Annotated in this window: 9 protein-coding genes and 1 tRNA gene; 7 read left to right on the top strand and 3 right to left on the bottom strand. The window is 69.0% G+C overall.

What is annotated here, in order from left to right:
• Positions 1–179 precede the first annotated feature (179 nt).
• Entirely contained in the window at positions 180–974 is a 795-nt protein-coding gene (gene eutC / locus MSPGM_RS09875; RefSeq protein ID WP_012752707.1) for an ethanolamine ammonia-lyase subunit EutC, read from the bottom strand.
• Positions 971–2,353, bottom strand: coding sequence for an ethanolamine ammonia-lyase subunit EutB (locus MSPGM_RS09870; protein ID WP_003606321.1), 1,383 nt, complete (start codon positions 2,351–2,353; stop codon positions 971–973). The genes eutC and MSPGM_RS09870 overlap by 4 nt, the downstream gene beginning before the upstream one ends.
• A gap of 620 nt (positions 2,354–2,973) precedes the next feature.
• On the opposite strand from MSPGM_RS09870, the gene oxlT reads away from it, so the two are divergent.
• On the top strand, positions 2,974–4,272 hold the full coding sequence (gene oxlT, locus MSPGM_RS09865; RefSeq protein WP_003606322.1) for an oxalate/formate MFS antiporter: 1,299 nt from the start codon (positions 2,974–2,976) through the stop codon (positions 4,270–4,272).
• A 171-nt stretch (positions 4,273–4,443) separates the two neighbouring features.
• On the opposite strand, the gene MSPGM_RS09860 is transcribed toward oxlT, so the two are convergent.
• A tRNA-Val gene (locus MSPGM_RS09860) sits at positions 4,444–4,518 on the bottom strand.
• A 308-nt stretch (positions 4,519–4,826) separates the two neighbouring features.
• Here MSPGM_RS09860 and MSPGM_RS09855 point away from each other — a divergent pair.
• The 6 genes from MSPGM_RS09855 (at position 4,827) to MSPGM_RS09830 (ending at position 18,733) form a co-directional block, all read left to right on the top strand.
• Positions 4,827–5,873 carry a hypothetical protein gene (locus MSPGM_RS09855; RefSeq protein WP_003606323.1) on the top strand — a complete coding sequence of 349 codons (1,047 nt, stop codon included), beginning with the start codon at positions 4,827–4,829 and terminating at the stop codon, positions 5,871–5,873.
• Positions 5,874–5,879: 6 nt separating this feature from the next.
• Positions 5,880–8,033: a glycosyltransferase family 2 protein gene (locus tag MSPGM_RS09850; protein ID WP_209688606.1), complete on the top strand. Its 2,154-nt coding sequence runs from the start codon at positions 5,880–5,882 to the stop codon at positions 8,031–8,033.
• 99 nt (positions 8,034–8,132) lie between these two features.
• Positions 8,133–9,437, top strand: coding sequence for a UDP-glucose dehydrogenase family protein (locus tag MSPGM_RS09845; RefSeq protein ID WP_261926356.1), 1,305 nt, complete (start codon positions 8,133–8,135; stop codon positions 9,435–9,437).
• Positions 9,430–9,759, top strand: coding sequence for a hypothetical protein (locus tag MSPGM_RS09840; RefSeq protein ID WP_131473096.1), 330 nt, complete (start codon positions 9,430–9,432; stop codon positions 9,757–9,759). Before MSPGM_RS09845 ends, MSPGM_RS09840 begins: the two co-directional genes overlap by 8 nt.
• A gap of 197 nt (positions 9,760–9,956) precedes the next feature.
• Positions 9,957–17,363 (top strand): type I polyketide synthase, encoded by a 7,407-nt coding sequence (locus MSPGM_RS09835; protein WP_012752635.1) that lies wholly within the window; start codon positions 9,957–9,959, stop codon positions 17,361–17,363.
• Positions 17,360–18,733, top strand: coding sequence for an aminotransferase class I/II-fold pyridoxal phosphate-dependent enzyme (locus MSPGM_RS09830; protein ID WP_003604038.1), 1,374 nt, complete (start codon positions 17,360–17,362; stop codon positions 18,731–18,733). The genes MSPGM_RS09835 and MSPGM_RS09830 overlap by 4 nt, the downstream gene beginning before the upstream one ends.
• Positions 18,734–18,796: the final 63 nt, after the last annotated feature.

The following is an 18,796-nucleotide window of genomic DNA, read 5'->3' as shown; positions in this document are numbered from 1 at the left end:
ATCAACGCGCACACACCCTCGCGCGGTCCCGCACGAGGGCTGTTTTCAGCTCAAATTCCCGCAGCCTCGGCGCGTGCAATTCAGGCTTCGCGAGCAACCTCGACAGTGCCGACACGCGTCTTTTTTTGGAAAGCCGGCGACCCGTTCGCGGAGCACCCCCAAAGCTCCGGCGAATTCACTCAGAATCCGCCGATGGCAGGATCAGGCGCGGCGGCTTCAAGCAACCGATCGCTCTCGTCCTTGAGGTTCACGCCTGTCAGCCCGCGGGAGAAGGCCTGGGTCAGGAGCCAATTCAGCTTGAACGCGGCAAGCTCGAAGCTCAGGCCCGCGGGCCGGACGTTCGAGATGCAGTTTCGTTCCGCATCGGAGCAACCGGGCTTCGGATCGAAGGTGACGTAGAGGCCGAGGCTGTCGGGCGAGGACAGGCCGGGACGCTCGCCGATCACCACCACCACCGCGCGGGCCCGCAGCGCTGCGCCGGCCGCGTCCCCCAGCGCGACCCGGGCCTGCGTGGCGATGGTCACCGGAGCCAGGCGCCAGCCGGCCGCCTCCGCGTGCGGCTTGAAGGCGGCGAGCAGCGCAGCGGCGCCCTCGTGGACCGCGCGCGCCGAGAGACCGTCCGCCACCACGATCGCGAGATCGACGGGCTCGGCCGCGGAATCGGCGGCGGAATCGGAAAGAGCCTTGAGGCTCTCCGGCGAGAGGCGGCGCCCGTAATCGGGGCGGCGCAGATAGATCGCGCGACCCTCCGCGCCGGAGGTCACGGTCACGGTCGGCAGGCCCAGCGCCTCGATGGCGCCCGCGATCGCGGCGGCGTCCATCGGCGTATGCACGGCATCGCGCGCCTGGGCATGGGCGAGGCCGAATTTCAGCACCTCGCGGGTCGGCAGGCCGGCGCCGGCGCGGCCGAGACCGATCCGGGCGGGGGTGAGGCGGGCCAGCCGCTGCCAGAGGGTGTCGGTCTGCGTGCTCATGCGGCCAGCTCCGGCGCGGCGGTGAGCAGGCGGGCCTCGGCCCCGCCGGGCAGGAGCGTGCCGTCCGCGTCGGTGAGGCCGATGCGGGCAAGCCATTCCTCGAATTCCGGCGCCCGCCTCAGGCCCAGCACCTCGCGGATGTAGAGCTGATCGTGGAACGAGGTGGACTGGTAGTTCAGCATCACGTCGTCGGCGCCGGGAATGCCCATCACGTAGGTGCAGCCCGCCGCCCCGAGCAGGGTCAGGAGCGTGTCCATGTCGTCCTGATCGGCCTCGGCGTGGTTGGTGTAGCAGACGTCGACGCCCAGCGGCACACCCATCAGCTTGCCGCAGAAATGGTCCTCCAGCCCGGCGCGGATGATCTCCTTGCCGTTGTAGAGGTATTCCGGCCCGATGAAACCGACGACGGTGTTGACCAGAAGCGGCCGGTAGCGGCGAGCGACGGCATAGGCGCGCGCCTCCAGGGTCTGCTGGTCGATGCCGTGATGCGCATCCGCCGAGAGGGCTGAACCCTGGCCGGTCTCGAAATACATCACGTTGTCGCCGAGCGTGCCGCGCTTGAGCGCGAGCGCCGCCTCATGCGCCTCCTGCAGGATCGGCAGGGTGACGCCGAAGCTCGCATTCGCCCGCTGCGTCCCGGCGATCGACTGGAACACCAGATCGACCGGCAGCCCCCGGTTCATCGCGTCGAGCGTCGTCGTGACGTGGGTGAGCACGCAGGCCTGGGTCGGGATCTCCAGCCGGCCGATGATGCCGTCGAACAGGCGCAGCAGGGTGCCCATCGTCTGGATCGAATCGGAGACCGGGTTGATGCCGATCACCGCATCGCCGCAGCCATAGGAGAGCCCATCGAGGATCGAGGCGGTGACGCCCGCCGGGTCGTCGGTCGGGTGATTGGGCTGGAGCCGCACCGCGAGCGTGCCGGGCAGGCCGATCGTGTTGCGGAAGCGGGTGACCACCCGGCACTTCTTCGCGACCAGGATCAGATCCTGGTTGCGCATGATCTTGGACACCGCGGCGGCGACCTCCGGCGTCACGCCCGGTGCGATCCGCGAGAGCGTCCCAGAGGACGCGGTCAGCAGAAACTCGCGAAAATCCCCGACCGTCAGCGCGGCGATCTCGGCAAACGCCGCCTCGTCGTGGTCGTCGAGAATCAGGCGGGTGACGTCGTCCTCGTCATAGGGGATCAGCGGACGGGCCAGGATTTCCTTGAGCGGCACCTCGGCGAGGCACCAGCGCGCGGCCATGTTCTCCTCGGCCGATTCCGCGGCAATGCCCGCGAGACAATCGCCGGAGCGCACCGGCGTCGCCTTCGCCATCAGCATCGCCAGATCGGCGAAGACGTGGGTGCGGGGGCCAACGGTGTGGCGGTAGGGCATCGACTGGCTCCTTGGCCTCGCCGGACAGGATGCAAGGATCGCGAGACCTGTCGAGGTGAATTCGCGCGGACATGGGCGCTCGGCCCACCCCGCCCGCGCCCTCTAGCAAGAACGACGCCCGCCCGAGGCTGCTCGACGTCGGATGCGCCTCTCGCGCGCGATATGGCTATTCGCCCATGCGCCAGCGTAAATTGCAGGGCGATTGGGCCACGCGCGAAGCTTTCCAGAAGACGAGCGGAAACCTCTCCGCCGCCGTGATTCGGCCGACATGCCGGGGGCCGCGCGGTCGCCGGCGGCGAGTCACCGGCAAATTCGCAAACGCCCCGCTGTCATACGCTCAGCGACCCGCGTTTTTTGTAGGCGGACCAACGCGTTTCCGGTTGAGTTCCGGATTTTCATCCTTCCGATCCGTCACTTTCGTGTCAGATTGCGCATTATTTCGCTTGCCTGCATGGCTGGTATACCAAATAATGCATACCAATGCCCGAGGCGAGATCGCCGCTCGGATCCCCTGGGCAGACAAGGAAACGCAACAACCTGCACTGACCACTTCTCAAGCCCAAAACGCCAAACCTACGCAACAGGCCTTCACGTCTGTGCAGGAACGAGGGAGCACGCTCATGGCATTGTCGTCCATTGCCCCGGAACGGCCGGTACCGTCTTCAAACCGCTGGCTACAAATCATCTTCGGCGTCATCTGCATGGTGGCCGCGGCCAACATTCAGTACGCCTGGACCCTGTTCGTCCCCGAAATTCAGAAGACGTTCGGCTGGGATCGCGCCGCGATCCAGGTGGCCTTCACGATCTTCGTCGTCGTCCAGACCTGGCTGACACCGATCGAGGGTTACTTCATCGACAAGTACGGTCCGAGCCGGGTCGTGATGTTCGGCGGCCTGATGACCGGCGCAGCCTGGGTGATGAACTCCTACGCCACCTCGCTGACCGGCTTCTACATCGGCTCGGTCCTCGGCGGCATCGGCGTCGGCTGCGTCTACGCCACCTGCATCAACAACGCCCTGAAGTGGTTCCCGGACAAGCGCGGTCTCGCCGTCGGTCTCACCGCGGGCGGCTACGGCGCGGGCTCGGCCCTGACGATCATCCCGATCGCCAAGATGATCGATGCCGGCAGCTACGCCCAGGCGTTCTTCACCTTCGGCCTGATCCAGGGCACAGTCATCATCCTGGCCTCGATCTTCATGCGTTCGCCGGCCAAGGACGAGGTCAAGTTCTCGACCAAGGTGCTGCAGACCCGTCGCGACTACACCCTCGGTGAAGCGCTGCGGACGCCGGTCTTCTACGTCATGCTGCTGATGTTCACCTGCACGGTCACCGGCGGCCTGATGGCGGTGGCGCAGCTCGGTGTCATCGCGACCGACCTCGGCGTGAAGAACTTCCAGGTCAACCTGTACTTCTTCGCCATGGCCGCGCTGCCCTTCGCCCTGATGCTGGACCGCGTCATGAACGGCATCTCGCGTCCGCTCTTCGGCTTCATCTCGGACCGGATCGGCCGTGAGAAGACGATGTTCATCGCCTTCGCGATGGAAGGCATCGGCATCGTCGCGCTCGGCTATTTCGGCTCGAACCCCTGGGCGTTCGTGATCCTGTCGGGCATCGTGTTCCTGGCCTGGGGCGAAGTGTACTCGCTGTTCAGCGCCACGGCCGCCGACACCTTTGGTTCGAAGCATATCGGCAAGATCTACGGTGTCCTCTACTGCGCCAAGGGCTTTGCCGCGCTGTTCGTGCCGGTCGGGAACCTGATCATGCAGGCGACGGGCACGTGGTCGACGGTGCTCTACACGGTGGCGACGATGGACCTGATCGCGGCCGCACTCGCCATCGCCGTGCTGCGGCCGATGCTGAAGCAGCACCACGCCGCCAACAACGCGGCGGTGCCGAACGCAGCACTCGCCCACGCCTGATCGGGCCTCTCCGATCCCTCGGGATCGGAAGCCGGACAAGAAAGCCCCGCCGGAAACGGCGGGGCTTTTCTTTTGAAACGGGTTTATCAGCGATCCGGGATGTCGACCGGCCAAAGAAAAAGGCCCCGTCTCCGGAGCCTTGGTCTACTCGATCATCCCATCGGGGTGGGATGGTGGGCGCGACAGGGATCGAACCTGTGACCCCTACCATGTCAAGGTAGTGCTCTCCCGCTGAGCTACGCGCCCCTGCAAGCCGTCCGGGTGGCCCCGGTGTCCTGCGAGGCCGCGGCTATAGCCGGTGCCGGGCGGCTCCGCAAGCGGGACTTTGGCGGAATCTGATCCCCTTCGTCGAAACACCCCATGCCGTCCCGTGGCTGCCGCAGCCCGTTGCACGCGAGCGGCAAAAATCGGCTAAGAGGGCACCGCGGGACGACCGACCGCCGATCTCCCCTCCATGACCCTCACGGCTGCACTCCGACGGCGGATGCATCGCGAGGGAGAGGCGGACAAACGAGCGTACCGATCAGCACGGGGCCGAGGACGGCGAGCTAAGGATGCGGTTTCTCCTTTCGTCCGACGAGGGCGACGTGATCCGGGGTTGGGTGGTGCCGGACAACCCGCAGGCGATCAGCCGGGTCTCCGTCTGCATCGAGGGGCGCCGGGTGGCGGAGGTCTCGGCAATCCACGCCGACCCGAACTTCGTCCGGTTCGGCTGGCACGCGACAGGACAATGCCATTTCGAGATCCGCGAGACCGACGTGCCGGGCCTTCCCGGCATCGAGCGGCTCGAGATCTACGATGTCGACACCAATGTGCTGATCTACCGGCGGCTACCGCCCACGGGCCTCACCGACAAGAAGGTGATCCTGCTCAACGGGCATATCCGCCCGGAAACGGTGATCCAGACCGCGCTGTATCCCTATTTCCGGCAATCGTATTTCGGCATCGGTCGCTTCCCGGACGAGATCCTGCGGGCGATGTTCGACACCGTCACCCTCGATTCCTGCCTGATGGCCGGCTCGATCATCTTCCCACGCTACGAGGGGCACTTCGTCCAGAGCGGCGCTCTGACCATGCTGATGATTCACGACCCGTTCGTGGAACTGGCGAGCCGCCTCTATTGGCTGCGCGAGCGGGCGAGCCTTGCCGCAAACGCGGAGCAGCACTGGCGCCTCGGCAACCTCGTCGAGGCGGCGGCCTTCACCCTCGATTACGACTTCACCGACGTGAAGAGCCTGAAGCGGCTGTTCCGGATGATGCCGGAGCCGGCCTATCACCTGCTCTACAACCCCCTGACCCGCCAGCTCAGCACCCACGTGCCCGAGGACCGGCTGATGCCGGGCAGTTCCATCATCGCGGTCGAGGTGCTGTCGCGCATCGACGTCGTCGGCCACCGCGACTACTTCGAAGCCTTCATGGCCTCCGCGTTCCACCATATCGGGATCGAGGCGCCGATGCCGCTGCCCCTACCGATCCCCAACGAGACGCTGGCGCTCGCCGAGTTGCTGCGCGGCATGCGCTTTGCCCGCGACATGGTGGTCTACGACACCGTGCTCAGCGACGCCGTGCGGGCCTCCGTCTCCAAGAGCTGGGAGACCTGAGCAGCAATGGCGGAACGGGCTGGGTCCATCGCGTCGCTCGCGGGCCGGGCGTTGCCGGTGACGGGCGCGGACGGGGCCGAGCTGCGCATCGACCTCTCCGGCACCGACCTCGGCGGCGCCTGGGTGAGCGTGACATGGCGCGATGCCGGCAGCGGCGGCATCGCCCGCGCCCTCGTCAGCGCGGTCTCGGGCGACGGCGAGAGCGTGGCGCTGGTCGAGGAGCCGCTCGGCGGCGACGCCTTCGCCTGGACCGGCCGGCTGCCGCCGGGCGTCGCGGCTTTGCGCCTGAGCACCCTGTCGCGAACCAATCCGTTCGTGCTGCAAGACCTTTCCATCCGCCGCCGCGGTCGCCTCGGGATCGTGGCACGGGCGGGCGCCCGCCAGCCCGGCCTCACGGCGCAGGCGGTCTACTGGCGCATCCTCGGCCTGAAGGTCCGCGCCCGCGGGCTGATCGCGCGGGCCCTCTCCCACCGCGCCGAGACCGGCTACGCGGCCTGGATCGCCCGGTTCGACCGCCTCACGGCGGCGGAGCGGGCGCGAATCCGCGCCGAGATCGCGGGCTGGGAAGCGCCGCCACTGGTCTCCGTCCTGATGCCGGTACACGATCCCGATCCGCGCGTGCTGGAGGCGGCGATCCGCTCGGTGCGGAACCAGGTCTATCCGGCCTGGGAACTCTGCATCGCCGACGACGCCTCGACCGACCCGCGCATTCCGCGGCTGATCGCCCGCCACGTGGCCGAGGAGCCGCGCATCCGCTCCGTGCGCCGATCGGAGAACGGCCACATCGCCCGCGCGACCAACGACGCCCTGACGCTGGCGAGCGGCGCCTACACCGCCTTCCTCGACCACGACGACCTCCTCTCGGAAAACGCCCTGTTCGAGGTCGCCGGAGCCATCCGGGCCGATCCGGATCTGGAGCTGATCTACAGCGACGAGGACAAGGTCGATGGACGCGGCCGCCGCTTCGAGCCGCATTTCAAGTCGGGCTACGACCGCGAATTGCTGTGGGCCCAGAACTACGTGAACCATCTCTGCGTGGTCCGCACCGACACGCTGCGCCGGCTCGGCGGCCTGCGGCCCGGTTTCGAGGGCAGTCAGGATCACGATCTGCTGCTGCGCCTCACCGAAGGACTGGCAGCGGAGCGGGTGCGCCACATCCCGAAGGTGCTCTATCACTGGCGGGCGGCGGCCGGGTCCGGCACCTTCTCGGATCGGGCTCTGGCGCGGGCCGAGGCGGCGCGCCTACAGGCGCTCGCCGAAGTGGCCGCGCGCCTGGGAGCCCGGGCCGAGCGGGGAGCGCAAGGGTTCAACCGGCTGGTCCGCCCCCTGCCGGAGCCGCCGCCCCTCGTCTCGGTCGTCATCCCGACCCGCGACCGGGCGGAGTTGCTCGGCGTCGTCCTCGACGGGCTGTTCGCGCGCACCGACTATCCCGCCCTGGAGGTCGTCGTCGTCGATAACGGCAGCACCGAGCCGGCGACGCGGGATCTGTTCGCGCGCTACGGTTCCGAGCTGCGCCTGCGCGTGCTGCCCGCACCAGGTCCGTTTAACTTCTCGGATCTGTCGAACCAGGGCGCCGCCGCGGCGCGGGGCACGATCCTGCTGTTCCTCAACAACGACATCGAGGTGCTGGAGCCGGGCTGGCTCACCGAACTCGTCTCGATCGCCAGCGACCCCGAGATCGGCGCGGCCGGCGCGAAGCTCCTCTATCCCGACGGCACGATCCAGCATGGAGGGATCGTGCTCGGGATCGGCGGGATTGCCGGCCACAGCCATCTCGGCCTGCCAGGCAACGAACCCGGCTACTTCGCGCGCATGCTGCTGTCGCAGGAGGTCTCGGCAGTGACCGGCGCCTGCCTCGCTATGCGCGCAGAGGTCTTTTCCGAAGTCGGCGGCTTCGATGCCGCGCATCTCGCCGTGGCCTTCAACGACGTGGATCTGTGCCTGCGGATTCGTGCGGCCGGTTACCGCATCGTCTGGACGCCGCAGGCCCGCCTCCTCCACCACGAATCGAAGAGCCGGGGCGCCGAGGACACACCGGAGAAGCGCGCCCGCTTCGAGGCCGAATCGCGGGTGATGCGCGAGCGCTGGGAGCCGGTGCTGCGGGCAGACCCCTATTACAATCCGAACCTTTCGCGCGCGGCGGCGCATTACCGGCTGTAGACCGGCGGCGCGGACCATGGTTTGCGCCGGCTTCGAACCGGGCTAAACACCGCACCGCAACACGCCGGATGCGTTCCGGCCGCCCCGGCGGAGACATCGATGCGCATCGCGATGATTGGCTCGGGCTATGTCGGCCTCGTGTCGGGCGCCTGCCTCGCCGATTTCGGCCACGAGGTCGTCTGCATCGACAAGGATCCCGGCAAAATCGCCGCCCTCAACGAGGGCCGCATGCCGATCTACGAGCCCGGCCTCGACGCCCTCGTCGCCGAGAACGTGCGCGCCAAACGCCTCACCTTCTCCACCGACCTCAAGCCGGCTGTTGCGCAGGCGCAAGCCGTGTTCATCGCGGTCGGCACCCCGTCCCGCCGCGGTGACGGCTTTGCCGACCTCTCCTACGTCTACGCCGCAGCCCGCGAGATCGCCGAGGCGCTGACCGGCTACACCGTGGTCGTCACCAAATCGACCGTGCCCGTCGGCACCGGCGACGAGGTCGAGCGCATCATTCGCGAGGCTCGCCCCGACATCGATGTCGGCGTGGCCTCCAACCCCGAATTCCTGCGCGAGGGCGCCGCCATCGACGACTTCAAGCGGCCGGATCGCATCGTCATCGGCGCCGAGGATCCCCGCGCAGTCGCCGTGATGCAGGAGGTCTACCGCCCGCTCTATCTCAACGCCGCGCCGATCCTGCTCACCGGACGGCGCACGGCCGAGCTGACCAAGTATGCCGCCAACGCGTTCCTGGCCACCAAGATCACCTTCATCAACGAGATCGCCGATCTGTGCGAGCAGGTCGGGGCCAACGTGCAGGAGGTCGCCCGCGGCATCGGCCTCGACAACCGCATCGGCGGCAAGTTCCTACATGCGGGGCCGGGCTATGGCGGCTCATGCTTTCCCAAGGACACACTGGCCCTGGTGAAGACGGCGCAGGATTACGGCACGCCGGTGCGGATCGTCGAGACGGTGGTGGCGGTCAACGACCAGAGGAAGCGCGCGATGGCGCGCAAGGTGATCGCGGCCTGCGGCGGATCGGTGCGGGGCAAGCGGGTGGCTTTGCTCGGGCTGACGTTCAAGCCGAACACCGACGACATGCGCGACGCGCCCTCGCTGTCGATCATCGCCGGCCTGCAGGATGCGGGCGCACAGATCGTGGCCTACGATCCCGAGGGGATGGAGCAGGCGCGACCGCTGCTTCAGGGGGTCGCTTACGCCGAAGATGCGTATGCCTGCGCGGAAGGCGCGGACGCGCTGGTGATCGTGACGGAGTGGAACGCGTTCCGGGCGCTGGATCTCGCCCGGCTCAAAGGTCTGATGCACGCGCCCGTCCTCGTCGATCTGCGGAACATCTACGCGCCCGCGGAGACCGAACGGCACGGCTTCACCTATTCCGGCATCGGCGTTGCGTGACTGCGACATTCAGCCGGCCCATCGACCCGAGGGCATTTTCGATCTCGCCTCATCTGATGAGGCCGGGAGTTACAACTTGCAAGCGCAGCAATCCGGCGGCCCCGGCGAAATCGATTTCACGGGAAAGACGGGAAATATCATCGAAAAGCAACTCAATATTCGCAGTAACTTTGCCACGCCTGCGGCGGAACAATGGCATTTTTGCAAACTACCCCAACAGCCGCAACTAATGTTTGTTACCTTCGGTGCCTCGCAGGTTTTTCACCGTCAACGATTCACTGATGAATACGTGCCACACAATCTCCCAATCTCTCAGGATTAAGGGAGAGGTTGCAGCCAAGCGGGTTGGACGGTCCTGACGGTCAGATTAAAGGATGACTCTTCAAACCCCCGGTCGTCGGCCGCCCTGTCGCGGGCGCCACGGTGAAGCCGAGGTTTGAAGAGACATTCTCGGTGAGGGTGAAACGCCTTCGCCGGACGGACCCCCGGTCCCTGCTTCACGAGCATAAACGGATCGACGTGACTCACCGCAAAGACATCGCGATCGTCGGCCGCGCCTGCCGCCTGCCCGGGGCTCAAAACGTTGAGGGGCTGTGGCAGCTCCTGACGGAGGGGCGCTGCGCCGTCTCACGCATCCCCGAGGATCGCTGGTCGCTGCAGGCCTTCGGGCATCCGCGCGCGCAGGAGCGGGGCAAGAGCTACACCTGGGCCGCCGGCGTGCTCGACGACATCTGGTCGTTCGATCCGGGCGTGTTCGGCATCTCGCCGCGCGAGGCCGAGCAGATGGACCCGCAGCAGCGCATGCTGCTGGAACTGACCTGGGAAGCGTTCGAGGATGCGGGCCTGCGCCCCTCCGCGGTCGCCGGCAGCCATATCGGCGTGTTCGTCGGCGCCTCGGCGCTCGATTACGGCAACCTGCGCATTCTCGACCCGTCCTCGGGCGACGCCTACGCGGCCACCGGCAACACGCTCTCGATCATCTCGAACCGCATCTCCTACATCTACGACCTGAAGGGCCCGAGCTTCACCCTCGACACCGCCTGCTCGTCGTCGCTGGTCGCGCTCAACGCGGCGATCGCGGCGATTGAAGCGGGGCAGGTGGACACCGCCGTGGTGGCCGGCGCCAACATCCTGGCGAGCCCGTTCAACTTCATCTCCTTCTCCAATGCGCAGATGCTCTCGCGCACCGGCCTGTGCCAGGCCTTCTCGTCCAGCGCCGACGGCTACGTGCGTGCCGAGGGCGGCGTTGTCCTGATCCTGCAATCGGCCGAGGCCGCCGCCCGCAGCGGCCGGGCCGTACGCGGCGTGATCGCGGCGAGCGGCGTCAATTCGGACGGGCGCACCACCGGCATCTCGCTGCCCTCCGGCCACGCGCAAGGCGCGCTGCTGGAGCAGGTCTACCGCGACGCCGAGATCGACCTCGACAAACTCGCCTTCGTCGAGGCGCACGGCACCGGCACTCCCGTCGGCGATCCGATCGAGGCCGGGGCCATCGGGAGCAAGCTCGGCAAGCCGCGCCAGACCCCGCTGCCGATCGGCTCGATCAAGACCAATATCGGCCATACCGAGCCGACCTCGGGGCTCGCGGGCCTCTTGAAAGCCAGCCTCGCGCTCGAGCACGATCTGCTGCCGCCCTCGCTGCACGCGGCCGAGTTGAACCCCGACATCCCGTTCGAGGCGATGAAGCTCGCGGTCAACCGTGCGCCGCTGGCGCTCGCCCGCACCAAGGCCGAGCGCTTCGCCGGCGTGAACTCGTTCGGTTTCGGTGGCACCAACGCCCACGTCGTGCTGACCGACGCAGGCCCGGTCGCGGCCGCCAACGATGCGGGCCCCGCGCCCGAGATCCTGCTGCTCTCCGCCCAGAGCCGCGCCGCCCTGAACGATCTCGCCCTCGACTACGCCGCCCGCTTCGACGGCGCCGCGCCGGCCGAAGCCGCCCGCGTCACGGCCGCCGCGTTCCATCGCCGCGAGCGCCTCGCCACGCGACTCGCCCTGCCGCTCACCCCGGAGACGGACGTTCCCGCCGCTCTGCGGGCGCTGGCGGAGGGCGAGGAGAGCGATGCCGCCATCGTTGGCACGGCGGTCGAACGCCAAGCTGAGGTCGCCTTCGTCTATTCCGGCAACGGCAGCCAGTGGGTCGGCATGGGCCGCGAGGCCTATGAGGAGAGCAAGGCCTTCCGCGCCCGCTTCGATCAGACCGACAAGCTGTTCGAGAAGCTCTCCGGCTGGTCGCTCAAGGAAGCGATGTTCGCCGAGGATCTCGACGCGCGTCTCTCTCTGACCCGCGTCTCGCAGCCGTTGATCTTCGCGATCCAGAGCGCCTCGACCGCGGCCCTGCGCGCCAAGGGCCTCGCGCCCCGCTACGTGCTCGGCCACAGCGTCGGCGAGATCGCTGCGGCCGAGGCCGCCGGCATCTTGAGCCTGGAACAGGCGGTGCGGGTGATCTTCTACCGCAGCAAGCACCAGGAATCGACGCGCGGCTTCGGCACCATGGCCGTGCTGCTCGGACCGGCCGAGGAGATGGAGGCGTTCCTCGCCGACTATCCCACCCTCGACATCGCCGCCTATAACAGCCCCAAGGCGATCACGGTGGCCGGCCCCGAGGCCGACATCGAGGCCGCGATGAAGGCGCTGGCGCGCAAGCGCCGCCGCGGGCGCAAGCTCGATCTCGAATACCCCTTCCACGGCCGCCTGATGGATCCGACCGAGCGTCCGCTGCTGCGCGACCTCGACGGGCTCAAGGCCTCGGCCGGCCACACCGCCATGGTCTCGACCGTGACCGGCACGGTGCTCCCCGGCGCCCAGTTCGGCGCCGGCTACTGGTGGCGCAATATCCGCGAGCCCGTGCGCTTCTGCGAGGCGCTGCAGGAGGCGACCCGCCAGGGCGCCCGCGTCTTCGTCGAGGTCGGCCCGCGCGCGACCCTGCTGCCGCATATCGGCGACGCCATCGAACCGCTCGCCATCGAGGTGGCCTCGGTCGGCGTGATGCACCGCAAGCCGATCGGCGGCGATCCGATCGCCAAGGCGGTCGCCGCCGCCCTCGTCGCGGGTGCCGCGGTCGATGAGGCGCGCCTGTTCGGTGCCGATCCGGCCGGAATCATCGCCCTGCCGCTCTATCCCTGGCAGCGCCGCCCGTTCCGCCTCGCCGAGACCACGGAGGGAGCAGGCGCCGCGCCGCGGCCCTACCACCCGCTCGCCGGCGCGCGCCTCGCGCCCGACGGCCTCGAATGGCACGGCCATCTCGACGCGGCACTCGTGCCCGAACTCGACGACCACCGCATCGACGGTCAGGTGATCCTGCCCGGCGCCGCCTTCGTCGAGATGGCGCTGCACGTCGCCCGTCAGGCGCTTCGCACGGAGAGCGTGACGATCTCCGACGTCGAGATCCTCTCGCCGATGGTCTTCGCCGAGGACAGCTTGCGCGAGGTGCTGGTGCGCCTGTCGGGCTCCGGAAACCAGATCCAGATCCTCAGCCGCCCCCGCCTGACCCCGACGCCGTGGCAGCTCCACGCCTCGGCCAAGATCATCGAGGGCGACTTCCCCGTGCCGGCCCGCCGCGACCTCGCGGTCCCGGCCGAGCACGCGATTTCGGGTGACGGGCTCTACCGCCGGGCGCTCGCCTCCGGCCTCGGCTTCGGCGAGAACTTCCGGCAGGTCGCGGCGTCGGCGCGCATCGACGAGACCACCATCGTCTCCGAGCTGATCCCGGCCGAGTCCGACGACCGCTACGGCCTCGTGCCCGCGCGCCTCGATTCCTGCTTCCACGGCCTGATCCTGCTCTTCGCCGAGCTGATGGGCGAGGGCGCCACCAAGGCCTACGTGCCGGTGCGCTTCGGCGAGGTGCGCCTGCTGCGCCCCGGTGCCGCGATCGCCCGCGCCGAGATTCGCACCCGGCGCTGCAACGAGCGCTCGATCCTGGCCGACTTCACCCTGACCGACGCCGAGGGCGAGGTCGTCGCGACGATTCGCGAGGGCCGGTTCCAAGCCCTGCGCGCCCGCAGCGGCAGCGATCTCGACGCCTACGCCATCACGCAAGGGGTCGAGCGCGCCACCGAGCCGACCGCCCTGCCGTTGGAGCGGCGCCCGAGCGTGGCCGAGCGGCTGCGCCCGAGCCTCGCCGCCGCGACTGCGCCGGACACGGCCGATCTCGGACCGGGCCACCTGCTGCTGGAAGGCTGGGCGACGGCGCTCGCCTATCGCCTGGCCGACGGTCTCTCCGAGAAGGGCAAGGTGACCCTCGATCGCCGCCTGCCGGCCGCGCTGCATCCTTGGGCGACCAACGCCCTCTACGCCCTGGAAAGCAGCGGTCTCGCGACCCTCGAGAAGGGTGTCTGGCGCCTGCGCCGCGACGTGTCCCTTCCCGCGCCCGAAGAGACCATGCGCTGGATCGCGGCCGACCATCCGGAACTGGCCGCCGAACTGGTGCTGCTCGCCGACACCACCGCCTTGGTCGGGCGGATCGTGGCGGGCGATGCGCCGGCCTCCGCCAGCCTGCCCCCGGCGGCTCTGGACGCCTTCCATCTGCGCGGCGCCACGGCCCGCGCCGCCGCCGACGTGGTGGCACGGATCGTTGCCGAGGCTCGCGGCCGCATGCCGTCGGACCGGGCGCTGCGCATCCTTCAAGTCGGGTTCGGCCCGCTCTCGGCCCGCGCCGCCGCACTCGCCCGCGAAGCGGATGCTCGGCTCACCGTGCTGGACACCGACCGGCGTCTGGCCGAACGCGCCCGCCTCGCTCTGCCGAGCACGGTGGAGGTGATCGAGGACATCGACGCTCTGCCGCCCGCCGCCTTCGACCTCGTTCTGGCCAGCGACGTGCTGCACCGCGCCGATAAGGCCCTGCCGGGACAGCTCGCCGCCGCGCTCGCCTCGGGCGGATTGCTCGTGGCGGTCGAGCCCGGTGCCTCGCTGTTCCGCGACCTCGTCTTCGGCCTCGCGCCCGACTGGTTCGAGGAAGCGGTCGCCGGCATGCCGCTCTCGCGCCTCGACGACGTGACCGGCTGGCAGCGCCGCCTCAGCGCGTCGGGCCTCGTGCGGGTTTCCGCCGACCGTGCGGCCTCGGCCAACGGCGACGACCTTCTGCTCGTCGCCGAAGCTCCGGTGCGCTCGGCGGTCGGCCACGGCCAGAGCTTCGCCTTCGTCGTCGGCTCCCATGACGAGTTCGGCGCGGAGACTGCCTCATCGCTGGCGACCCTACTGGTGGCGAGCGGCGTCCACGTCTCGATCATCCTCGATTCCGAGCAGTCGCTGCGGGAACTCGAGCGCGAAACCCCGGACACCGTGGTGTTCCTGGCCGGCGCCTTTGCCGGCGAGGGCGCGGCGGCGACGCGGCTGCGCGACCGCTGCCTCAGCCTGAAGCGCTGCGCCGAGTTTCTCGGCAGCCGCCAGACCCGCCTTTGGGTGGTCGCCCCCGGCGCCACCCGTGACGCGGGCGGCGAAGCGGCGGCGGTCGAGGCCGGCGTCTGGGCCTTCAGCCGGACGCTCGCCAACGAAACGGCCACCCTCGACGTGCGCCGGATCGACCTCGCGCCGACCCTGTCCTCGAAGGACGCCGCCGAGCGGCTGCGCGCCCTGATCCTGTCGGGCACCGACGAGACCGAGATCGTGCTCGATGCCGATGCCACCCGCGTCGTGCGCTTCCATCCCGGCCGCGCCGCGACCACGGCCGGCGAGGCGGCGCCCGCCGCGCGGCTGGAGCGTTCCAACACCGGCGGCCTCAACGAGATGGTCTGGGGTCCGGCCGAGCGCGCCGCCCCCGGTCCCGGCGAGGTCGAGATCGCGGTGGCGGCCACCGGCCTCAACTTCCGCGACGTGCTCTGGGCACTCTCCATGCTCCCGGAGGAGATCCTGGAGGACGGCTTTGCCGGTCCGCGCCTGGGCCTCGAAGTCTCCGGACAGGTGACCGCGATCGGCCAAGGTGTGGTGGACTTCGCCGTCGGCGATGCCGTCGTCGCCTTCGCCCAGTCGGGCTTTGCCACCCACGTCGTCGTGCCGGAAATGGTCGTCGCGCCGATGCCGGCGGGTCTCGATCCGGCCGCCGCGGCGACCGTGCCGGTGGCCTTCCTCACCGCCTACTACGCGCTCTGCACCTGCGCCCGCCTGCGCAAGGGCGAGTGGCTTCTGGTCCATGGCGGCGCGGGCGGTGTCGGTCTGGCCGCGCTCCAGATCGCCAAGTGGAAGGGCGCGCGGGTCATCGCCACCGCCGGCTCGCGGGAGAAGCGCGCGCTGGTGGCCGCGCTCGGCGCCGAGCATGTGCTCGATTCGCGCTCGCTCGCCTTCGTGGACGATGTCCGCCGCATCACGGGCGACGGCGTCGACGTGGTGCTCAACTCGCTGTTCGGCGAGATGATGGAACGCTCGCTCAACTGCCTGCGGCCGTTCGGGCGCTTCGTCGAGCTGGGCAAGCGCGACTACGTCGCCAACACCCATATCGGGCTGCGGCCCTTCCGCCGGAACCTCTCCTACTTCGGCGTCGATCTCGATCAGGTGCTCCAGCACCAGGGCGAGGACGGCGCGCGGATGTTCCGCGAGGTGATGGCGCTGTTCGTGGAAGGCGGCTTACGTCCCCTGCCCTACCAGCCCTTCGCCGCCGACGAGACCTCGGACGCCTTCCGGCTGATGCAGCAATCGGGGCATGTCGGTAAGATCGTCGTGACGCCGCCGGTGCCCGGTTCGGTCGCGCGGGTCCAGCGCAACGCCTTCACGGTGAGCGCCGAGGGCGTTCACCTCGTGACCGGCGGCCTCGGCGGCTTCGGTATCGAGGCAGCCCGCTGGCTCGCGGATCGGGGTGCCAAGCGCATCGTCCTCGTCGGCCGCTCCGGCAAGCCGAACGAGGAGGGCCGCGCGGTCGTCGCCGAACTCGCCGCGCAAGGCGTGCGGGTCGAGACCAAGGCCTGCAACATCACCAGCCGTCGGGCAGTCGAGGCGCTAATCGAGGGCATCGAGGCTCGGGGCGAAAAGCTCGCGGGCGTGATCCACGGCGCCATGGTGCTGCAGGACGGCCTAATCTCGGCGATCGAGCCGGAGACGCTCGAAGCGGTGATCGCACCGAAGGTGATCGGTGCAGGCCATCTCGACGCCGCCACCCGCGGGCGAAAGCTCGACTACTTCGTGCTGTTCTCCTCGGCCACGACCTTCATCGGCAATCCCGGCCAGGGTTCCTATGTCGCCGCCAACGGCTTCATGGAAGGCGTCGCCCGCCAGCGCCGCCGCCTCGGCCTGCCCGCGCTCGCGGTCGCCTGGGGTGCCATCGGCGATGTCGGCGTGCTCGCCCGCAACAAGGCGGTGATGGAAACGCTGGCCTCCCGCGTCGGCGTGACACCGATGGACGCCCGCCTCTGCCTCGATCTGATGGCCGAGGCGTTGGAGAGCCAGGGCAAGACAAGCGACGAGGGCGTAATTGCCATCGCCGCGATGCACTGGGGCAAGGCCCGCGAACGCCTCGCGACCCTGCGCTCGCCGAGCTATGCCAGCCTCGGCGGCGACCAGCAGGCCGAGTCGGGCACGGTGGCGGCCATCAATATCGGCGCGCTGCTGCGGAGCCAGGATATCGACACGGTCCGCAAGACTGTCTCCGACGCCATCGTCGAGGACATCGCCCGCATCCTGCGCCTGCCGAAGGACGACATCAGCCGCGTGCGCCAGCTCTCCGAAATTGGCCTCGATTCGCTGATGGGCGTCGAGCTGGGGGCGAGCCTTCAGGAACGCTTCGCCCTCGATGCGCCGCCGGCGGGCATCTCCTCGGGGCTGACCGTCAACGAGCTGACCGAAACCCTGATCCAGGCGGTGGCAACGCCGGTGGACGAGGCGGCGGGCGTGACCTTGAGTCTCGCCACGAAGCATGTCGGCGATCTCGATGCCGCCACGCTCATGCCGTTCAACGAACTCGTCGAGAAGAACGTTTCGGACATCAAAGAGATCTTGCCATGACCCAGCCGTCACGCCCGCAGGACGGCCGGGCCGCGCTCGCGAGCTTCGTCACCAACCGGCTGGGCCGCACCAATGCGCGGCCCTCCCCCGCTCTCGCCGAGACCAAGGCGCCGGCCAATGATTCGCCGCAGGATTTCGAGAAGCTGACCGGCTACCGGGAGCTGCGCCTGCAGCGCTCGGCCGCCGACCTGATCGGCCTCGGCAACCCGTTCTTCCGGGTGCACGAGACCCGCGCGGGCGCCAACACCCGCATCGAGGGCCAAGCCTTCTCGAACTATTCGTCCTACGACTATCTCGGCCTCAACGGTCACCCGGCGGTGAGCGGTGCGGCGCGCAAGGCGATCGAGGCCTTCGGCACCTCGGCCTCCGCAAGCCGGATCGTGGCGGGCGAGCGGCCCGGCCACCTCAAGCTGGAGCGGGCGCTGGCCGCCCATTACGGCACGGAAGCCTGTGTGGTCCTGGTGAGCGGGCACGCCACCAACGTGACCGCCATCGGCGCGATCCTGGAAGCGCCGGACGTGATCTTCCACGACGCGCTGATCCACAACAGCGTCGTGACCGGCGCCCAACTCTCTGGCGCCCAGCGCCGCTCCTTCGCCCATAACGACCCGGCCGCCCTCGAGAAGCTGCTCGAGGCGACGCGTCACGAGCACCGCCGCGCGCTGATCGTGATCGAGGGCCTCTACAGCATGGACGGCGACGCGCCGGACCTGGCTGCCTTCGTAGAGCTGAAGCGCCGCTACGATTGCTGGCTGATGGTGGACGACGCCCACGGGCTCGGCGTTCTCGGCCGCACCGGCGCGGGGCTGCACGAGCATTGCGGGGTCGATGCCGGCGACGTCGATATCTGGATGGGCACGCTCTCGAAGACGCTGTCCTCCTGCGGCGGCTACATCTGCGGTCCTTCGGTGCTGGTCGAGTACCTGAAATGCACCGCGGGCGGCTTCGTCTACAGCGTCGGCATGTCGCCGCCGCTCGCCGCTGCGGCCGAGGCCGCGCTCTCGGTGATGCAGGCCGAGCCCGAGCGGGTGGAGCGCCTGCGCCGCAACGGGAACCAGTTCCTGGCACTGGCCAAGAAGCACGGCCTCAACACCGGCACGAGTCTCGGACTCGCGGTGATCCCGGTCATCATCGGCGATTCGCTCAAAGCCGTGACCCTGTCCGACCGGCTGTTCAAGCGCGGCATCAACGTGCAGCCGATCATCCATCCGGCGGTGCCGGAGCGCTCCTCCCGCCTGCGCTTCTTCATGACCTCCGAGCACACCCCGGAGCAGATCGCGCAGACGGTCGCGACGATGGTGGAAGAGCTGGCCGCACTCGAAACCGGCGCCACGCTGATCGAGCAGTTGATGGCACGCCGGGGGGCGTAAACCTCCCGCATATCGCATCCATCCGCTCATCCCGAGGTGCCGCCGCGGAGCGATGGCACCTCA

Origin of the sequence: Methylorubrum sp. GM97, from assembly GCF_024347855.1 — a bacterium.
GTDB lineage: Bacteria > Pseudomonadota > Alphaproteobacteria > Rhizobiales > Beijerinckiaceae > Methylobacterium > Methylobacterium extorquens.
The sequence above is the reverse complement of the archived record's forward strand: the minus strand, read 5'-3'. Positions and strand labels throughout refer to the sequence as shown.